We start from the raw sequence: 16,236 nt of genomic DNA on the forward strand, positions 1-16,236 counted from the left end.
CGGGGGAGGTGACGGATGGTCAGCTCGCGGCGAGCATCTCCAGCGTGTCGATGACGCGGTTGGAGAAGCCCCACTCGTTGTCGTACCAGGCGACGACCTTGACGTGGCGGCCGTCGACGCGGGTCAGGGCGGCGTCGAAGATCGAGGAGTGCGGGTTGCCGGTGATGTCGGAGGAGACCAGCTCGTCCTCCGAGTACTCCAGGACGCCGGCGAGCTTGCCCTCGGCGGCCGTGCGGTAGGCGTCGAGGATCTGCTCGCGGGTGACCTCGCGGGAGACCGTCGTGTTGAGCTCGACGATCGAGCCGACCGGCACGGGCACGCGGATCGAGTCGCCGGAGAGCTTGCCGTCCAGCTGCGGGAGGACCAGGCCGATGGCCTTGGCGGCGCCGGTGCTGGTGGGCACGATGTTGACGGCGGCGTTGCGGGCGCGGCGGGCGTCGCGGTGCGGGCCGTCCTGGAGGTTCTGCTCCTGGGTGTAGGCGTGCACGGTCGTCATGAAGCCGTGCTCGATGCCGGCCAGCTCGTCGAGGACGGCGGCCAGCGGGGCGAGCGCGTTGGTGGTGCAGGAGGCGTTCGAGACGATCGTGTGCAGCTCGGCGTCGTACGTGTCGCTGTTCACGCCGTACGCGAGGGTGACGTCGGCACCGTCGGAGGGGGCGCTGACCAGGACGCGCTTGGCACCGGCGTCGAGGTGGAGGCGGGCGTCCTTGGCGCTGGTGAAGCGGCCCGTGGCCTCCAGGACGATGTCGACGCCCAGATCGGCCCACGGCAGCTTCGCCGGCTCGCGCTCGGCGAGGACCTTGATGCGGCGGCCGTCCACGACGAGGGTGTCGCCGTCGACGGAGACCGGGCGGCCGAGGCGGCCGGAGGTCGAGTCGAAGGCGAGGAGACGGGCGAGCGCCTTCGGCTCGGTGAGGTCGTTGACGGCGACGACCTCGAGCGTGGTGTCGCGCTCCAGGAGGGCGCGGAGCACGTTGCGGCCGATGCGACCGAAACCGTTGATGGCGATGCGAGTCATGAGCGGTGTCCCTTCCGTTTCTTCGCCACCCAGCCTCGCTCGCCGCGGCGCCGCGCGGCAGGGGCGAGATCGCCATGGTCCGCAAGGATCATGCCAAGATCCGGGCCGGGTGGCGCGCGGGCGGGTCAGTCGCCCTTGGTGAAGGTGCGCCGGTAGTCGCTCGGGGTGGTGCCGAGGATCCGCTGGAAGTGCATCCGCAGGTTGGCCCCGGTGCCGAGGCCGGTCTCCGCGGCGATCTGCTCGACGCCGAGTTCGGAGCGTTCCAGCAGTTCACGGGCGCGGTCGACGCGGGCCCTCAGCAGCCACTGCATGGGGGTGTAGCCGGTCTCCTCGACGAAGCGGCGGGAGAAGGTGCGGGGCGAGACGGCGGCGTGGCGGGCGAGGACGTCGAGGGTGAGGGGTTCGTCGAGGCGGTGCAGGATCCATTCCCGGGTGGCGGCGAAGCGCTCGCCGTGGGGTTCGGGGACGCTGCGGGGCACGTACTGGGCCTGGCCGCCGCTGCGGTAGGGGGCGGCGACGAGCCGGCGGGCGGCGTGGTTGGCGGCGGCGACGCCGAGGTCGCCGCGGAGGATGTGGAGGCACAGGTCGATGCCGGAGGCCGCGCCCGCGGAGGTGAGGACGCTGCCCTCGTCGACGAAGAGGACGTTCTCGTCGACCCGGACCAGGGGCCGCTTCTCCGCGAGGGCGCGGGCGTAGTGCCAGTGGGTGGTGGCCCGGCGGCCGTCGAGGAGACCGGTGGCGGCGAGCGCGAAGGCCCCGGTGGAGATGGCGGCGAGGCGCGCCCCGCGCGCGTGGGCGGCGATCAGCGCGTCGACGACCTCGCGGGGCGGGTCCTCACGGTCGGGGAACCGGTAGCCGGGGACGAAGACGATGTCGGCCCAGCCCAGCGCGTCGAGCCCGTGGGCGACGTTGTACGACAGTCCGTCGCCGCCGGTCACCAGGCCGGGGGTGGCGCCGCAGACCCGCACCTCGTAGGGCATGCTCGCGCGGGTCGTGAAGACCTGCGCGGGTATCCCGACGTCGAGGGGTTTGGCGCCTTCGAGGACGAGGACGGCTACGCGGTACAGACGGGTGGGCGGCACCCCACGAGCCTACGCGGCACCGGCGAACGGCCTGGCCACGCGCGTGCGTGGGGGCGGACCAGGACGGTGAGCGGTCCGGCGGCCGGGGCCTGGCCACGCGGGGGCGGGCGGCGGCCGGGGGCCGGTGCATCCCGGCCACGCGCGCGTGGGCTCGGGCACCGGCACGTCCGGCTCGCCCGAGGGCAGCGGATGCCGGCCACGCGCGCGTGGGGGCGGGGTCAGCCGTGCGGGAGGATCACCGCGCGGCCCTCGATCCGGCCCGCGTGCAGTCGCTCGTACGCCTCGGGCGCCTCGTCCAGGCCGTAGGTCTCGACGTGGACGTCCACGGCGCCGGCCCGGGCCAGGTCGAGGACCTCGACGAGTTCGGCGCGGGTGCCCCAGTACGGGGAGGTGACGCTCACCTCGTAGGGCAGGGCGCCGAAGCCGACGGGCAGGGTGCCGCCGCCGAGGCCGACGATGGTGACGTCGCCCTCGACCGCGGCCATGGCCCCGGCGGCGGCGGTGGTGGGCGGGGCGCCGACGAAGTCGAGGACGACCTCGGCGCCGCGGCCGCCGGTGAGTTCGCGGACGGAGGCCGCGGCGGAGGCGTCGGAGAGGAGGGCCTCGTGGGCGCCGACGGCGCGGGCGAGGGCGAGCTTCTCCTCGGTCACGTCGAGGGCGACGACCCGCGCGGCGGTCATGGCGCGCAGCAGCTGGACGGCGACGTGGCCGAGGCCGCCGGTGCCGATGACGACGGCGGTGGAGCCGGGGACGAGCTTCGGCAGGGAGCGCTTGAGGGCGTGGTACGGGGTGAGGCCGGCGTCGGTCAGCGGCACCGTCTTCACCGGGTCGAGGGCGCCCAGCGGGACGAGGTGGCGGGGGCTGTCGACGATCATGTACTCGGCGATGGCGCCGGGCGCTCCGAGGCCGGGCGGGTGGATGCCGAGCTCGGCGGCGCGCAGGCAGTAGTTCTCCTTGCCCTGGGCGCACATCCAGCAGCTGCCGCAGCCCCAGGGGCCGTAGACGGCGACGGCGTCGCCCTCGGCGAAGCCGGTGACGCCGTCGCCGAGGGCCGCGACGGTGCCGGCGCCCTCGTGTCCGAGGGTGAGGGGCAGCGGGAAGGGCAGCTGCTCGGCGGGCCAGCTCATCACGGCGATGTCGGAGTGGCAGACGCCGGCGGCGGTGACCTTGAGGAGGACCTGACCGGGGCCGGGTTCCGGATCGGGGACGGTGACGACTTCGGGGGCGGCACCCACGGTGCGGTACTGCAGTGCCTTCATGGCGCGTTCCTTTCCGGCGTCGCTGGGGCGCCTCGGCCGCGAGGGCGGGCACGCCTCCTCCAGGGTGCGGCCGGAGCGCCGCACGCGCGCGGCGGATCCCGCCCGGCGGACATGTCGGATATAGATGCAATCTACACCCATGCGCCGGGCGGGGGCCGGTCAGGCGCGCAGCTCGTACCAGGGGCGGTCGGCGTGCTCGGCGGGGGTCCCGTCGAGGATCCGCGCGGTGCGGGCCACCGGGTCGAGGAGCACGGTCGCGAGGCTCGCCCAGCGCCGGCCGAGCGGGGCCTCGGGGTCGGGCACGCAGGTGACCGGCGGCTCGCCGGGGCCGGTCACCAGGAGCCGCAGCAGCTCCTCGTGCGTGGTGGCGGGCTCGCGGCCGAGGCGGCCCCGGAGGAAGTCGTACCGCTCGCCGGAGTCGGGCTGGTAGAGCCAGGTCTTCTCCCGCCGGGCGGGCACCGGGCTCAGGAAGTGGTTGGTGCGCAGGTGGGTGGCGCCGGCCGTCGCGGGGACCTCGAAGACGCCCTCGGGGCTGAGGTCGAGCAGGACGGCCCGCTCCCGGTCGAAGAGCAGGAAGGAGCCGGAGGAGGCGACCGGCGCGGAGCGGACCAGCTCCACGGCGTGGGCGGCGTCGCCGGCCTCCTCCAGGACGAGGGCGGCGAGGACGTGCACGGGGAGGCCGCCGACGCGGTCGCCCTGGTGGCCGAGGATGTTGAAGTGGAGGGCGAGACCGGCGCTGTTGACGCCGATCTTGGCGAGGATGCCGTGCTCGGTGAGGCCGACGTGGCGGTGGGCGCCGCCGGCGGAGTCGACGGTGTGCCAGGAGGCGCCGAGCTCGACGTGCCAGTCCCAGGTCTGGACGCCGAGGTGGGTGGTGCCGCCGCCGGGGACGGGCACGCGGCGGACGATCGTGGAGCACTCGCCGGGCGGGACGGCGCGCCCCCGGGCGAGGATCTCGGTGCGGGCGTTGAGCGCGGCGACCCGCCACGGCTCGACACCGGCCCCCTCCGCGACGCCCTCGATCTGCTCGCGCAGCGCGGGCCGGAAGGCGTCGACCGCGTCCAGGGCGCGGCGGGCGTCGTCCCGGACGGTCCCCTCGGCTATCCCCGCGAGGGCGAAGAGCCGGTCGTAGACGTCGAGGGCGCCGTGCAGCCCCTCGGCGATCAGGCCGCCCCGCTGCCGCCCCCGCTCGCGCGGGTCGGCGGAGTCGACGGCCACGTGGAGCCGGCGCTCGGGGCGGGGGAAGGCGGTGAGGGACATGGACGGGCTCCCTGGGCGGAGGGCGGGCGGCGCTTTCGGACCACTCTATTGGCCGTACGACCAATAAGGTGTGGCTCATCCAACAGCGCGGGAACGCGGGCGTCAAGCCGCCCCGGGGCACGCCGAAGGACCGCCGCGCCGGGAAGGGCGGGCGGTCGAGCGGGACGGAAGCGGGGAGAGGGGCGGGGGGCCCGCGGCGCCCCGGACAGGTCGGCGCCCCCGGGCACGCCCCACGCGCGTGGCCGCGTCCGAGGAGGCGGAGCCGCGCGACGGAGGCGGGGGCGACCGCCGGACGGACCCCGGCCGCGTACGACCGCCGAGCGCCGCGCAGCCGCGCACGACCGACGGGCCGGACCCGCACCTCACGCGACGGGCCGGACCCGCCCCGCTCTCAGCCCGCGCAGGAGGGGCAGAGGCCGCGGTAGGTGACGTCGACCTTGGAGACCGTGAAGCCGTAGCGCTCGGAGTCGGGGAGGACGGCCAGCGGGTCGCCCGCGGGACGGACGTCACGGATGGTGCCGCACTCGGTGCAGACCAGGTGCTGGTGCGGCCGGCGGGCGTTGGGGTCGTAGCGCTTCGCCCGCCCGTCGGTGGAGAGTTCCACCACCTCGCCGAGGGAGACCAGTTCGCCCAGGGTGTTGTAGACGGTCGCACGGGCGATCTCGGGGAGTCGCTCCACGGCGCGCGCGTGCACCTCGTCGGCGGTGAGGTGCACGTGCTCGCCGGAGAGGACCTCGGCGACGACGCGCCGCTGCGACGTCATCCGCCACCCTCGGGCACGCAGCCGCTCCAGCAGGTCGCTCATCTGGGGCCCACCTGTTCCTTCTCGGCGACGACCGGGGCCGCGGAGCGTCACGCCCCTCGGTCCGGCGTCACCAGTTTGGCGTTGTTCTTGACTTGGACTTCGTCCATTGTAGGATCGGTTTTGTTGATGGCCAAGGGACAGGAAGAGTCCGACACGGCGGGAGACGAGGGCGTGACGTGCCGCTTCCGGGGGGAAGTCCCCGCGCGGTGCCTCTTCGTCGAGTCCCCGTGTTCATGACCTTCCCGCGCGTGTCCGGAAGGAAAACCCATGTCTGAGAACCTCGAAGCACACGGCGGCGACGTGAAGGCCGAGGGCACGGGCGGCTGCCCCGTCGCCCACGGGCGCGCCCCGCACCCCACCCAGGGCGGCGGCAACAGCCAGTGGTGGCCGAACCGGCTCAACCTGAAGATCCTCGCCACGAACCCCGTCGTCGGGAACCCGCTCGGCGCGGACTTCGACTACGCCGAGGCGTTCAAGGCACTCGACCTGGCCGCCCTCAAGCAGGACATCGCCGAGGTCCTCACCACCTCGCAGGACTGGTGGCCCGCCGACTTCGGCCACTACGGACCCTTCATGATCCGCATGGCCTGGCACAGCGCGGGCACCTACCGCATCAGCGACGGCCGCGGCGGCGCCGGCGCCGGCCAGCAGCGCTTCGCCCCGCTCAACAGCTGGCCGGACAACGGCAACCTGGACAAGGCCCGCCGTCTGCTGTGGCCGGTGAAGAAGAAGTACGGCCAGTCCGTCTCCTGGGCCGACCTCATGATCCTCGCGGGCAACGTGGCCCTGGAGACCATGGGCTTCGAGACCTTCGGCTTCGCCGGCGGCCGCGAGGACGTGTGGCAGGCCGACGAGGACGTCTACTGGGGCCCCGAGAAGACCTGGCTCGGCGACGAGCGCTACACCGGCGACCGCGAGCTGGAGGACCCCCTCGGCGCGGTCCAGATGGGCCTCATCTACGTCAACCCCGAGGGCCCCAACGGCAACCCGGACCCGCTGGCCGCCGCCCGCGACATCCGCGAGACCTTCCGCCGCATGGCGATGAACGACGAGGAGACCGTCGCCCTCATCGCCGGCGGACACACCTTCGGCAAGACCCACGGCGCCGGCCCGGCCGACCACGTGGGCGTGGCCCCCGAGGGCGGCTCCCTCGAGGACCAGGGCCTCGGCTGGAAGAGCACGTACGGCACCGGCAAGGGCGCCGACACGATCACCTCCGGCCTGGAGGTCACCTGGACCTCCACGCCCACCAAGTGGAGCACCAACTTCTTCTGGAACCTCTTCGGCTACGAGTGGGAGCTCACCGAGAGCCCGGCCGGCGCCAAGCAGTGGAAGCCGAAGCACGGCGCGGGCGAGGGCTCGGTGCCGGACGCCCACGACCCGTCGAAGCGCATCGCGCCGGGCATGCTCACCACCGACCTGGCGCTCCGCTTCGACCCGGCCTACGAGAAGATCTCCCGCCGCTTCTACGAGAACCCCGACCAGTTCGCGGACGCCTTCGCCCGCGCCTGGTACAAGCTGACCCACCGCGACATGGGCCCGGTCGTGCGCTACCTCGGCGCCGAGGTCCCCTCGGAGGAGCTCATCTGGCAGGACCCGCTGCCGGCCCGTACGCACGAGCTGGTCGACGCGGCGGACATCGCGCTCCTCAAGGAGGAGATCCTCGCCTCCGACCTGACCGTCGCCCAGCTGGTCGGCGCGGCCTGGGCCGCCGCCTCCTCCTTCCGGGGCAGCGACAAGCGCGGCGGCGCCAACGGCGGCCGCATCCGCCTGGAGCCGCAGCGCGGCTGGGAGGTCAACAACCCGGACGACCTCGCCCAGGTGCTGCGCGTCCTGGAGGGCGTCCAGGAGTCCTTCAACGCGGGCCGCACCGACGGCAAGCAGGTCTCCCTCGCCGACCTCGTGGTCCTCGCGGGCTCCGCGGCCGTCGAGAAGGCCGCCGCCGACGGCGGCCGGACCGTCGAGGTGCCCTTCACCCCGGGTCGTGTGGACGCCTCCCAGGAGCAGACGGACGTCGAGTCCTTCGCCGCCCTGGAGCCGCAGGCCGACGGCTTCCGCAACCACCTCGGCAAGGGCGCCCGCCTCCCCGCCGAGTACCTGCTGATCGACCGCGCCAACCTGCTCACGGTCAGCGCCCCCGAGCTCACCGTCCTCGTCGGCGGCCTCCGCGTCCTCGGCATCACCGCGCCGCAGACCGAGCTCGGCGTCCTCACCGACCACCCGGGCACGCTGACGAACGACTTCTTCGTCAACCTGCTCGACCTCGGCACCACCTGGACGGCGACCTCCGCCGACGCGAACACCTTCGAGGGCCGCGACGACGCGACCGGCGAGGTCAAGTGGACCGGCAGCCGCGTCGACCTGCTCTTCGGCTCGAACTCGGAGCTCCGCGCCCTCGCCGAGGTCTACGCGAGCGACGACGCCAAGGACAAGTTCGTGACGGACTTCGTGGCGGCCTGGACCAAGGTCATGGAGCTGGACCGCTTCGACCTCCGCTGAGTCCCCCGCACCCCGCGGGGCCGGCCTCCCGAAGACCGGCCGGCCCCGCCGCCCCGCGCCCCCGTGACCTCCCCCCGGTCCCGGGGGCGCACCCCTGTCCGGGCCCCGCACCCGTGCCGAGCTGCCGAGGCCCCGGACCGCGGTTATCGTCCAGGCATGCAGTCCGCCGCGTCCCGCCCCCTGGTCCTCCTCGCGCTGCGGGACGCGCGCGTGGTGGACCTCGTCGGCGGGATGCTGCGGGACCAGGGGCACGAGGTGCTCCAGACCACCGACGGTCCCGCCACCCGGCGCGCCCTGCGCGAACGCCGCCCCCAGGGCGTGCTGCTCAGCCTCGAACTGCCCCGCTGCGACCCCTGGCGGCTGCTGACCGACCTCCGCGCCCACGACCACTGGCTGCCCATCGTCGTCACGGCCCCGGTCCACATCGAGATCGACGCGGCCCGCGCCTACCGCCTCGGCGCCGACGACTACGTCACGTACTCCCTCTCCCGGGAGCAGGGCCTCCCCCGCCTCGCCGCCCGCTTCCGCCGCCTGCTGCCCCGCCCCGGCGCCGGCTCCCCCGCCGCCCCGGCGCCGGAGCACGTGGTGATCGACCGGGCCGCGCACACCGCGACGGTGCACGGCACGGCCCTGGACCTCACCCCGCTCGAGTTCGACCTCCTCGCCGCCCTCGTGGCCCACCCCGAGCAGGTGCTGAGCCAGGGGCAACTGCTGCGCGAGGTGTGGGGCGCGCACGAGGACGGCGACCCGCGCCGGGTGAAGTACGCGGTGCTCCGGCTGCGCCGCAAGATCGCCGCCGCCACCGGAGGCCGCAGCGGCATCTCCACCGTCCGGGGCGTCGGCTACCGCTACCACCCCGCCGGCTGACCCGCGGGGGACCTTCGGCACCTCCCGGCGCGGGGCGTTCGTCGCCCCTTCCCCCGCCGCAACCGGGCCGCACCGCGCGTACACCCCTCCCGCAACCCGCCCGCGCCATCGTGATGGACGAAACCGGACGAAACGCCAGGGAGGTGGTCCGATGCGCGTCGTGGCCGTGGTGCCCGCGCACAACGAGCAGGACCGCGTCGTCGCCACGCTCACCGGGCTGTACCGGCAGACGCGGGTGCCGGACCGGATCGTGGTGGTGGCCGACAACTGCACCGACCGGACCGCCGAGCTCGCCGAGCGGTGCGGCGCCGAGGTGTTCGTGCCCGACGGCAACCGGGACAAGAAGGCGGGCGCGCTCAACCAGGCGCTGCCGGGCCTCCTCGACGAACTGTCCCACGACGACCTGGTCCTGGTCCAGGACGCCGACACCGTCCTCAACCCCGGCTTCGTGGCCTGCGCCGTGGAGACCCTGGAGGCGGACGCGGGCGTCGGCGCGGTCGGCGGGATCTTCTACGGCGAGGAGGGCGGCGGACTCCTCGGGCTGCTCCAGCGGATGGAGTACGAGCGCTACGCCCTGGAGGTGCACCGCAAGGGGAACAAGGCGGTCGTGCTGACCGGCACGGGCACCGTCTTCCGCGCCCGCGTGCTGCGCGAGGTCCGCGCCGCCCGCCGCGCGGGGCTGATCGGCGGCGGCGACGGCGTCTACAGCCTGGCCTCCCTCACCGAGGACGACGAGATCACCAAGGCGGTCAAGACGCTGGGGCACCGCACGCTCTCCCCGGACGCCTGCTGGCTCGTCACCGAGGTGATGCCGACGCTGCCCAAGCTCTGGCACCAGCGGACGCGGTGGCAGCGCGGGGCGCTGGAGAACCTCCGCGACTACGGGCTGACCCGGGTGACCCTGCCGTACTTCGGGCAGCAGCTGATGCTGGGCGTCGGCGCGCTCGCGCTCGCGCTCTTCGTGACCTTCACCGTGCTGGTCCTCGCCACCGCCGGCCGACAGGGCTTCTCGCCCTTCTGGACGGCGATCACGCTCCTCTTCGTCCTGGAGCGGACCCTGACGGTCCGCCGGGCGGGCCGCCGGGCCGTGCTCCTGGCGCTGCCGCTCGTCCCCGAGCTGCTGTACGACGCGTTCCGGCAGCTGGTGTTCGTGAAGTCCCTGATCGACCTGGCCCTGCGCCGGCAGGAGCGCTGGGTCGCCACCTGACGGCGCGGGAAGCCGAAGAAAGGAATCCCCATGTACGGAAAGCCCATCGGAGCCGGTGCGGTCGGCGGCGGGGGCGCCGGTCTCGCCGCGACCGGCGGCGGCCTCTCCCCGCTCGCCGTCCTCGGTCTCGTCGTGGCGGCGACCACCCTGATGGCCGCCGGACTGGCGCTGCGAAGCCTCGTCCCCGTCATCCGCGGCGGAGGCCCCGACCGGCGCCCCTGACGGGCGCGTCAGGCGCCCGGCGCCCCCGTGCGCACCCCCGTCCAGAGGTCCGTCAGCGCCATGAGGCGCCGGCGGGCCTCGGGGTCGTACGCCTGCTCGTGCGCCCGCGCGTCGGTGAACCGGTCGAAGTACCGTCCGGTGACGCCGGCGAGCCCGGGGTCGACGACGAGGCGGACGGTCGGACGGACGCCCTCCTCGACGCCGACGAGCGGGGTGAGGCCGTAGGCCCGGACGCCCTCGGTGTCCATGAGGTGGGCCGGGTGGAGGGCGTTGACGGTGACCCCGCTGCCGGCGAGTTCCCCGGCGAGGGCGAAGGTCGCCGTGACGAGGGCCAGTTTGCTGCGGCAGTACGCGCGCAGCCCCTCGTACCCCTTCTCGAACCCGGGGTCGTCGAGGTCGACGGGTTCCTGGCCGAGGGAGGCGACGTTGACGACGCGGGCCGGCGCGGAGGCGGTGAGCAGCGGCAGCAGGCCGCGCGTGAGCGCGTAGGGGGCGAGGTGGTTGACGGCGAGGCGCAGCTCGTGGCCCTGGGCGGAGACCTCGCGTTCGAGGGGCCTGGGGCCGGCGCCCACGACCGCGTTGTGGACGAGGGCGTCGAGGCGGGGTTCGGCGTCCGCGATCCGCGCGGCGAGCTCCGCGACCCGGTCGAGGTCGGCGAGGTCCGCGCGGTAGGTGCGGACCTCGCCGCCCGCGTCCAGGGCGCGGAGCTCGGCGGCGACGGCGGCGAGCCGGCCGGCGTCGCGGCCGTGGAGCAGGACGGTGCCGCCGCGGGCGGCGAGGTCGAGGGCGATGCCCCGGCCGAGGCCCTGGGTGGCGCCGGTGACGAGGGTGGTGTGGTGGTGCGGGAGCCTGGTCATGGACGTGATCATGGCCCGGCCGGTGCGGGAGTGGGGAGGGGGCGCCGCACCTGGTGTCGACACCACCACCCTGGCCCGGCCGGGCCGGGGGCGGTCAGCGGGGGGCGAGGAGCGCGAGGAGGTGGGTGACCTCCCCGGCGACGGCGGAGCGGGCCGGGGTGAGGTAGCGGCGCGGGTCCACCTCGGCGGGGTGGGCGGTGAGGTGGTCGCGGACGGCCCGGGTGAACGCCTTGTTGAGGTGGGTGGAGACGTTCACCTTGGTCATGCCGGCGGCGACGGCGAGGGCGAGCAGCGCGTCGGGGACGCCCGAGGAGCCGTGCAGCACGAGGGGCACGTCGACGGCGGTCCGCAGCCGGGCGATCAGGTCGAGGTCGAGGACGGCGTCCCGGGTGACCATCTGGTGGACGCTGCCGACGGCGACGGCGAGGGCGTCGACGCCGGTGGCGTCGACGAAGGCGCGGGCCTCGCCGGGGTCGGTGCGGACGCCGGGGTCGTGGGCGCCGCCCTTGCCGCCGACCTCGCCGAGCTCGCCCTCGACCCAGACGCCGTGCCGGTGGCAGTGGTCGACGACGTCCCGGGTCGCTGCCGTGTTCTCCGCGTACGGGAGCTTCGAGGCGTCGAACATGACGGAGCCGAGGCCGAGTCCGACCGCCTCGTGGACGAGGCCGGGGCTCTCGGCGTGGTCGAGGTGGACGGCGACGGGCACCTCGGCGGCGCGGGCGAGCGCGAGGCAGGCGAGCGCGACGGGTTCGAGGGCGCCGTGGTAGCGGACGGTGTTCTCGCTGATCTGGAGGACGACGGGCCGGTCGGCCCGCTCCGCGCCGGCCACGATGGCCTGCGCGTGCTCCAGCTGGAGGACGTTGAAGGCGCCCACGCCGGCGCCGGCGGCGCGGGCCCGCCGGGCGATCTCGTGGGTGGGGGTCAGGGGCATGGTCCTGCTCCGGATGCGGGTGGGGAGGGAAGGGGGGCGGTTCAGGCGCCGGGGTCCGCGAGGACCACGGAACGCGTGAGGTTCCGGGGCCGGTCGGGGTCGAGGCCGCGGGCCTCGGCGACGGCGACGGCGAGGCGCTGGGCCAGGACGAGCCCGGCGAGCGGGTCGAGGCCGTCGGCGACGAGGGTGCCGCCGACCTCGCGGATCTCCTCGGCGAGGCCGTCCGGCAGCGGGCCGAGAGCCCAGGCGACCCGGCCGGGGCCGGTGATGCTGATGGGGCCGTGGCGGTACTCCATCGCCGGGTACGCCTCCGTCCACGCGCCGGCCGCCTCGCGCATCTTGAGCGCGGCCTCCTGGGCGAGGCCGTAGGTCCAGCCGGTGCCGAGGAAGGTGAACTGCCCGGCCTCGCGGACGGCGGCCTCCAGCGGCCGCGTCAGGGCGAGTTCGGCGTCCTCTGCGGCCCCGGCGACGGTGGCGACGCCGCCGGGGAGGGCGTCCTCGGCCTCCAGGTGGGCGCGGAGGAGGGCGAGGGCGGTGGTGGCGAAGCGGGTCTGGACGACCGACTCCTCGTCGGCGAAGTCGAGAACGGCGACGGCCCCGGCGAGGTCCATGACGGGGGTGGCGGGGTCGGCGGTGACCGCCGTGGTGGCGACGGTCCCGGCCAGCCGGCCGAGGACCGCGAGGACCTCGCTGGTGGTGCCGGAGCGGGTGAGGGCGACGACCCGGTCGTAGCGGCGGCCGTGGGGGAAGCGGGAGGCGGCGAAGGCGTCGGTCTCGCCGTGGCCGCCGGCCTCGCGGAGGTCCGCGTAGGCCTGTGCCATGAACCAGGAGGTGCCGCAGCCGATCACGGCGACCCGCTCGCCGCGCCGGGGCAGGGCGGCCGCGTGCCGGGGCAGGGTGCGGAGCGCCTCGCGCCAGGCCTCGGGCTGGGTGGCGATCTCGGCGGTGGTACGGGAGGGGGCCATGCGCACTCCTTGCACGTAAGGAACAGCAGAGATGCGTGAAGTTGCTCGAAACGAGCATCATTCAAGCAGATTCGAGCATCTACGTGCCAGGGTGCGTACGAGAACCCGGCGCCGACCCCGCCCACCGGGACGCGCTCCGGTGGTCCGCCGGGACGCGCCCTGATCGCCCTCCGGGACGCGCCCCGGGCCGACGTAGGATCGGAGCCGCGCCAACGGGAGGAACGGGTCGGCATGTCCAAGCACGAGCGGTGGAACGCGGTCCTGGAACTCCTGGCCGCCGAGGGCCGGGTGGAGGTCGAGGAGGCGGCGACCGCCCTCGGCGTCTCCGCGGCCACGATCCGCCGCGACCTCGACGAACTGGCCGAGCAGCGGCTCCTCGTCCGCACCCGGGGCGGAGCGGTCGCGCACGGCGTCTCGTACGAGCTCCCGCTGCGCTACAAGTCGGGCCGGCACGCCGCCGAGAAGGCCCGGATCGCCGCCGCGGCGGCCGACCTGATCGCGCCCGGCGAGGTCGTCGGCCTGAACGGCGGCACGACCACGACCGAGGTCGCGCGGGCGCTCGCCGTGCGGTTCGCGGGCGAGCCCGCCGAGGCGGCGCAGCCCCCCGCGCCCTCCGGCCCGGCCCTGACGGTGGTCACCAACGCGCTGAACATCGCCGCCGAGCTGGCCGTGCGCCCCCAGATCAAGATCGTGACCACGGGCGGGGTGGCCCGCCCGCAGACCTACGAGCTGGTGGGCCCGCTCGCCGCCGGGGTGCTGGGCGAGGTGGTGCTCGACGCGGTGGTGCTCGGGGTGGACGGGGTGGACCCGGCGCTCGGGGCGATGGCCCACCAGGAGGAGGAGGCGAGCATCAGCCGGCTCTTCGCCGAACGGGCGAGCCGGGTCGTGGTGGTGACCGACTCGTCCAAGCTGGGGCGGCGGGCCTTCGCCCGGATCTGCGGCCTGGACCGGATCGACCTGCTGGTGACGGACACCGGCATCGCCCCGGAGACCGAGGACCGACTGTCCGAGGCCGGGGTCCGGGTCCTCGCCGTCTGACGGGTCCTCACCCTCCTATTGGTACCACCTGATACCAATGCCCGTACTGGTCGAACCAGGGTGAACGAGCACGACCTTGCTGTTCACCAACCCCTTACCACACGGGCGTATACCTTTGCGCACCGCTCCCCCATCATGTCTCCGACGTGCCGCAGGGGCACACCGCGACAGGAGAGGCGGGGCATGCTTCCCATCAGCCGCAGGGGATTCGTCGGGATCGGCGCGGGGATCGGCGCGGGACTCGTCACGGGGGCGGCGCTGCCGCCGGCCACGGCCTCCGCCGCCGCGCGCGCCGCGACCGGCACCCTCACCGACGTCCGGCACGTGGTGATCCTCATGCAGGAGAACCGCAGCTTCGACCACTACTTCGGCACGCTCCGCGGCGTGCGCGGCTTCGGCGACCGCGCGGCGGGCAACATCCCGGGCGGCTGGGGCACCTTCCAGCAGCCGAACTGGGGCGGCCGGCAGTTCCCGTGGAAGCTCAGCGACACCCCGCCGGCCGGCGGGGTCGACGGCGAGACCCTCGCCCAGTGCAACGGCGACCTGCCGCACAGCTGGACCTCGCAGCACGCGGCCTGGAACAAGGGCCGGCTCGACAACTGGGTGACCGGGGTGGGCAACACCCGCACCCTGGGTCACCTGGACCGCGAGGACATCCCCTTCCACCACGCGCTCGCCGACCACTACACGGTCTGCGACGCCTACTTCTGCTCGGCGCTCAGCGCCACCGGCCCCAACCGCACCTTCCTGTGGAGCGGGAGGATCGACGGCTCCAGCAAGGACGGCGGCGACGAGTCGGGCCTGACCTGGGAGACGTACGCGGAGGCGCTCCAGCGGGCCGGGGTGAGCTGGAAGGTCTACCAGAACGCCCAGGACAACTACGGCGACAACGGCCTCGCGTACTTCAAGAGGTTCACCGACGCCCGGCCCGGCGACCCGCTGTACGACCGGGGCATGGCCTCGGTCCCGAAGGTCACCGGCTCGACCCCGGACGACATCGCCGCCGCGATCCGCGCCGACGTCCTCGCCGGCACGCTGCCGCAGGTGTCGTGGGTGGTGGCGAACGAGGCGTTCTCCGAGCACCCGTACGCCCCTCCCGGCGACGGCGCCCACTTCGTCGACCTGGTCTACCGCGCCCTGACGGCGAACCCCGAGGTCTTCGACTCGACCGTGATGATCCTCAACTACGACGAGAACGACGGCTTCTTCGACCACGTGCCGCCGCCCGTCGCCCCGCCCGGCACCCCAGGCGAGTACCTCGACGGCGTTCCGATCGGCCTCGGCTTCCGGGTCCCCATGCTGGTCATGTCCCCCTGGACGCGCGGCGGCTGGGTCAGCTCGGAGGTCTTCGACCACACCTCGGTGCTGCGTTTCCTGGAGACCTGGACCGCCGCCCTCGGCACGCCCGCGACCTGCCCGAACATCAGCGCCTGGCGGCGGAGGGTGACGGGCGACCTGACCGGCGTCTTCGACTTCGCCCACCCGGTGTACGGGGTCCCCGCCGGCCTCCCGTCGACGGCGAAGGTCATCGGCATGGCCACCTGCGGCCCGCTGCCGAACCCCGCGCCGCAGAACAACGCGCTGCCCGCCCAGGAGCCCGGCACCCGCCCGGCACGGGCCCTGCCCTACCAGCCGAACGGCAACCTGGACCGCTTCGAGTTCGGCGCCGCCGGCAAGATCCTCGCCTGGTTCTCCATGGGCAACCAGGGACCGCAGGCCCGTGCCGCCGCCCACTTCTCGATCCACCCGCACCAGTACCGCGACACCGCCGCCTGGCAGTACACGGTGGACCCCGGGGCCGTCGCCACCGACTACTTCAACATCGGGCTCGGCTCGGGCTCGGGGAAGTACGACATCTCGATGATGGGCCCCAACCGCTTCCTGCGCCGGTTCACCGGCGACGCCTCGAAGGCCGGCAGGGCGATCGAGGTGGCGGCCCGCTACGCCACCGAGCCGGGCACCGGGAAGACGGCGATCTGGTTCAAACTGACCAACGCCTCCGCCGGCCCGGTCACCTTCACGATCCGCTCCGACGCCTACCGCACGGACGGCCCGTGGACGTACACGGTCCCGGCGAACTCCTCCCGGGAGGACTTCTTCAACGCGGTGGCGTACGCGGACGGCTGGTACGACTTCACGATCCTGGCCGACGTCGACGGCACCTGGTCGCGCCGGTACACCGGACACATCGAGACCGGCGCGCCCAGCGTCACCGGCTGAGCGCGC

General features: G+C 74.3%; 14 protein-coding genes. 6 read left to right on the plus strand and 8 right to left on the minus strand.

Features of this window, described 5'->3' with window-relative positions; genetic code table 11:
- Positions 1 to 19: 19 nt before the first annotated feature.
- The 5 genes from gap to IE326_RS35570 all read right to left on the minus strand — a co-directional run bounded on the left by gap (position 20) and on the right by IE326_RS35570 (position 5,424).
- Complete coding sequence (gap, locus tag IE326_RS35550; protein WP_190044523.1) at positions 20 to 1,018, minus strand: type I glyceraldehyde-3-phosphate dehydrogenase; 999 nt, start codon at positions 1,016 to 1,018, stop codon at positions 20 to 22.
- A gap of 125 nt (positions 1,019 to 1,143) precedes the next feature.
- Complete coding sequence (locus tag IE326_RS35555) at positions 1,144 to 2,100, minus strand: GlxA family transcriptional regulator (RefSeq protein ID WP_150233774.1); 957 nt, start codon at positions 2,098 to 2,100, stop codon at positions 1,144 to 1,146.
- Between the two features lie 218 nt (positions 2,101 to 2,318).
- The gene (locus IE326_RS35560) at positions 2,319 to 3,359 is read right to left on the minus strand and encodes an NAD(P)-dependent alcohol dehydrogenase (protein WP_190044524.1); all 1,041 of its coding nucleotides are present in this window, start codon (positions 3,357 to 3,359) and stop codon (positions 2,319 to 2,321) included.
- 159 nt (positions 3,360 to 3,518) lie between these two features.
- Positions 3,519 to 4,619: a C45 family autoproteolytic acyltransferase/hydrolase gene (locus IE326_RS35565; protein ID WP_190044525.1), complete on the minus strand. Its 1,101-nt coding sequence runs from the start codon at positions 4,617 to 4,619 to the stop codon at positions 3,519 to 3,521.
- A 391-nt stretch (positions 4,620 to 5,010) separates the two neighbouring features.
- Complete coding sequence (locus IE326_RS35570) at positions 5,011 to 5,424, minus strand: Fur family transcriptional regulator (protein WP_150233780.1); 414 nt, start codon at positions 5,422 to 5,424, stop codon at positions 5,011 to 5,013.
- Positions 5,425 to 5,691: 267 nt separating this feature from the next.
- On the opposite strand from IE326_RS35570, the gene katG reads away from it, so the two are divergent.
- The 4 genes from katG (at position 5,692) to IE326_RS35590 (ending at position 10,219) form a co-directional block, all read left to right on the plus strand.
- On the plus strand, positions 5,692 to 7,923 hold the full coding sequence (gene katG, locus IE326_RS35575; protein ID WP_190044526.1) for a catalase/peroxidase HPI: 2,232 nt from the start codon (positions 5,692 to 5,694) through the stop codon (positions 7,921 to 7,923).
- A gap of 156 nt (positions 7,924 to 8,079) precedes the next feature.
- Entirely contained in the window at positions 8,080 to 8,790 is a 711-nt protein-coding gene (locus IE326_RS35580; RefSeq protein ID WP_190044527.1) for a response regulator transcription factor, read from the plus strand.
- Positions 8,791 to 8,941: 151 nt separating this feature from the next.
- Positions 8,942 to 9,997 (plus strand): glycosyltransferase family 2 protein, encoded by a 1,056-nt coding sequence (locus IE326_RS35585; RefSeq protein ID WP_190044528.1) that lies wholly within the window; start codon positions 8,942 to 8,944, stop codon positions 9,995 to 9,997.
- A 30-nt stretch (positions 9,998 to 10,027) separates the two neighbouring features.
- Entirely contained in the window at positions 10,028 to 10,219 is a 192-nt protein-coding gene (locus IE326_RS35590) for a hypothetical protein (protein WP_190044529.1), read from the plus strand.
- 8 nt (positions 10,220 to 10,227) lie between these two features.
- On the opposite strand, the gene IE326_RS35595 is transcribed toward IE326_RS35590, so the two are convergent.
- From IE326_RS35595 to IE326_RS35605, 3 genes are all read right to left on the minus strand, one after another.
- The gene (locus IE326_RS35595) at positions 10,228 to 11,076 is read right to left on the minus strand and encodes an SDR family NAD(P)-dependent oxidoreductase (RefSeq protein WP_229915816.1); all 849 of its coding nucleotides are present in this window, start codon (positions 11,074 to 11,076) and stop codon (positions 10,228 to 10,230) included.
- A 94-nt stretch (positions 11,077 to 11,170) separates the two neighbouring features.
- On the minus strand, positions 11,171 to 12,007 hold the full coding sequence (locus tag IE326_RS35600; RefSeq protein ID WP_190044531.1) for a class II fructose-bisphosphate aldolase: 837 nt from the start codon (positions 12,005 to 12,007) through the stop codon (positions 11,171 to 11,173).
- A 41-nt stretch (positions 12,008 to 12,048) separates the two neighbouring features.
- On the minus strand, positions 12,049 to 12,972 hold the full coding sequence (locus IE326_RS35605) for an SIS domain-containing protein (protein WP_190044532.1): 924 nt from the start codon (positions 12,970 to 12,972) through the stop codon (positions 12,049 to 12,051).
- Between the two features lie 231 nt (positions 12,973 to 13,203).
- On the opposite strand from IE326_RS35605, the gene IE326_RS35610 reads away from it, so the two are divergent.
- Together IE326_RS35610 and IE326_RS35615 are read left to right on the plus strand one after the other, a co-directional pair.
- Positions 13,204 to 14,010 (plus strand): DeoR/GlpR family DNA-binding transcription regulator, encoded by an 807-nt coding sequence (locus tag IE326_RS35610; RefSeq protein ID WP_190044533.1) that lies wholly within the window; start codon positions 13,204 to 13,206, stop codon positions 14,008 to 14,010.
- 183 nt (positions 14,011 to 14,193) lie between these two features.
- Positions 14,194 to 16,230 (plus strand): phosphocholine-specific phospholipase C, encoded by a 2,037-nt coding sequence (locus tag IE326_RS35615; protein ID WP_190044534.1) that lies wholly within the window; start codon positions 14,194 to 14,196, stop codon positions 16,228 to 16,230.
- The last annotated feature ends 6 nt before the right edge of the window (positions 16,231 to 16,236 follow it).

Origin of the sequence: Streptomyces filamentosus, assembly GCF_014654895.1 — a bacterium.
Lineage (GTDB): Bacteria > Actinomycetota > Actinomycetes > Streptomycetales > Streptomycetaceae > Streptomyces > Streptomyces filamentosus.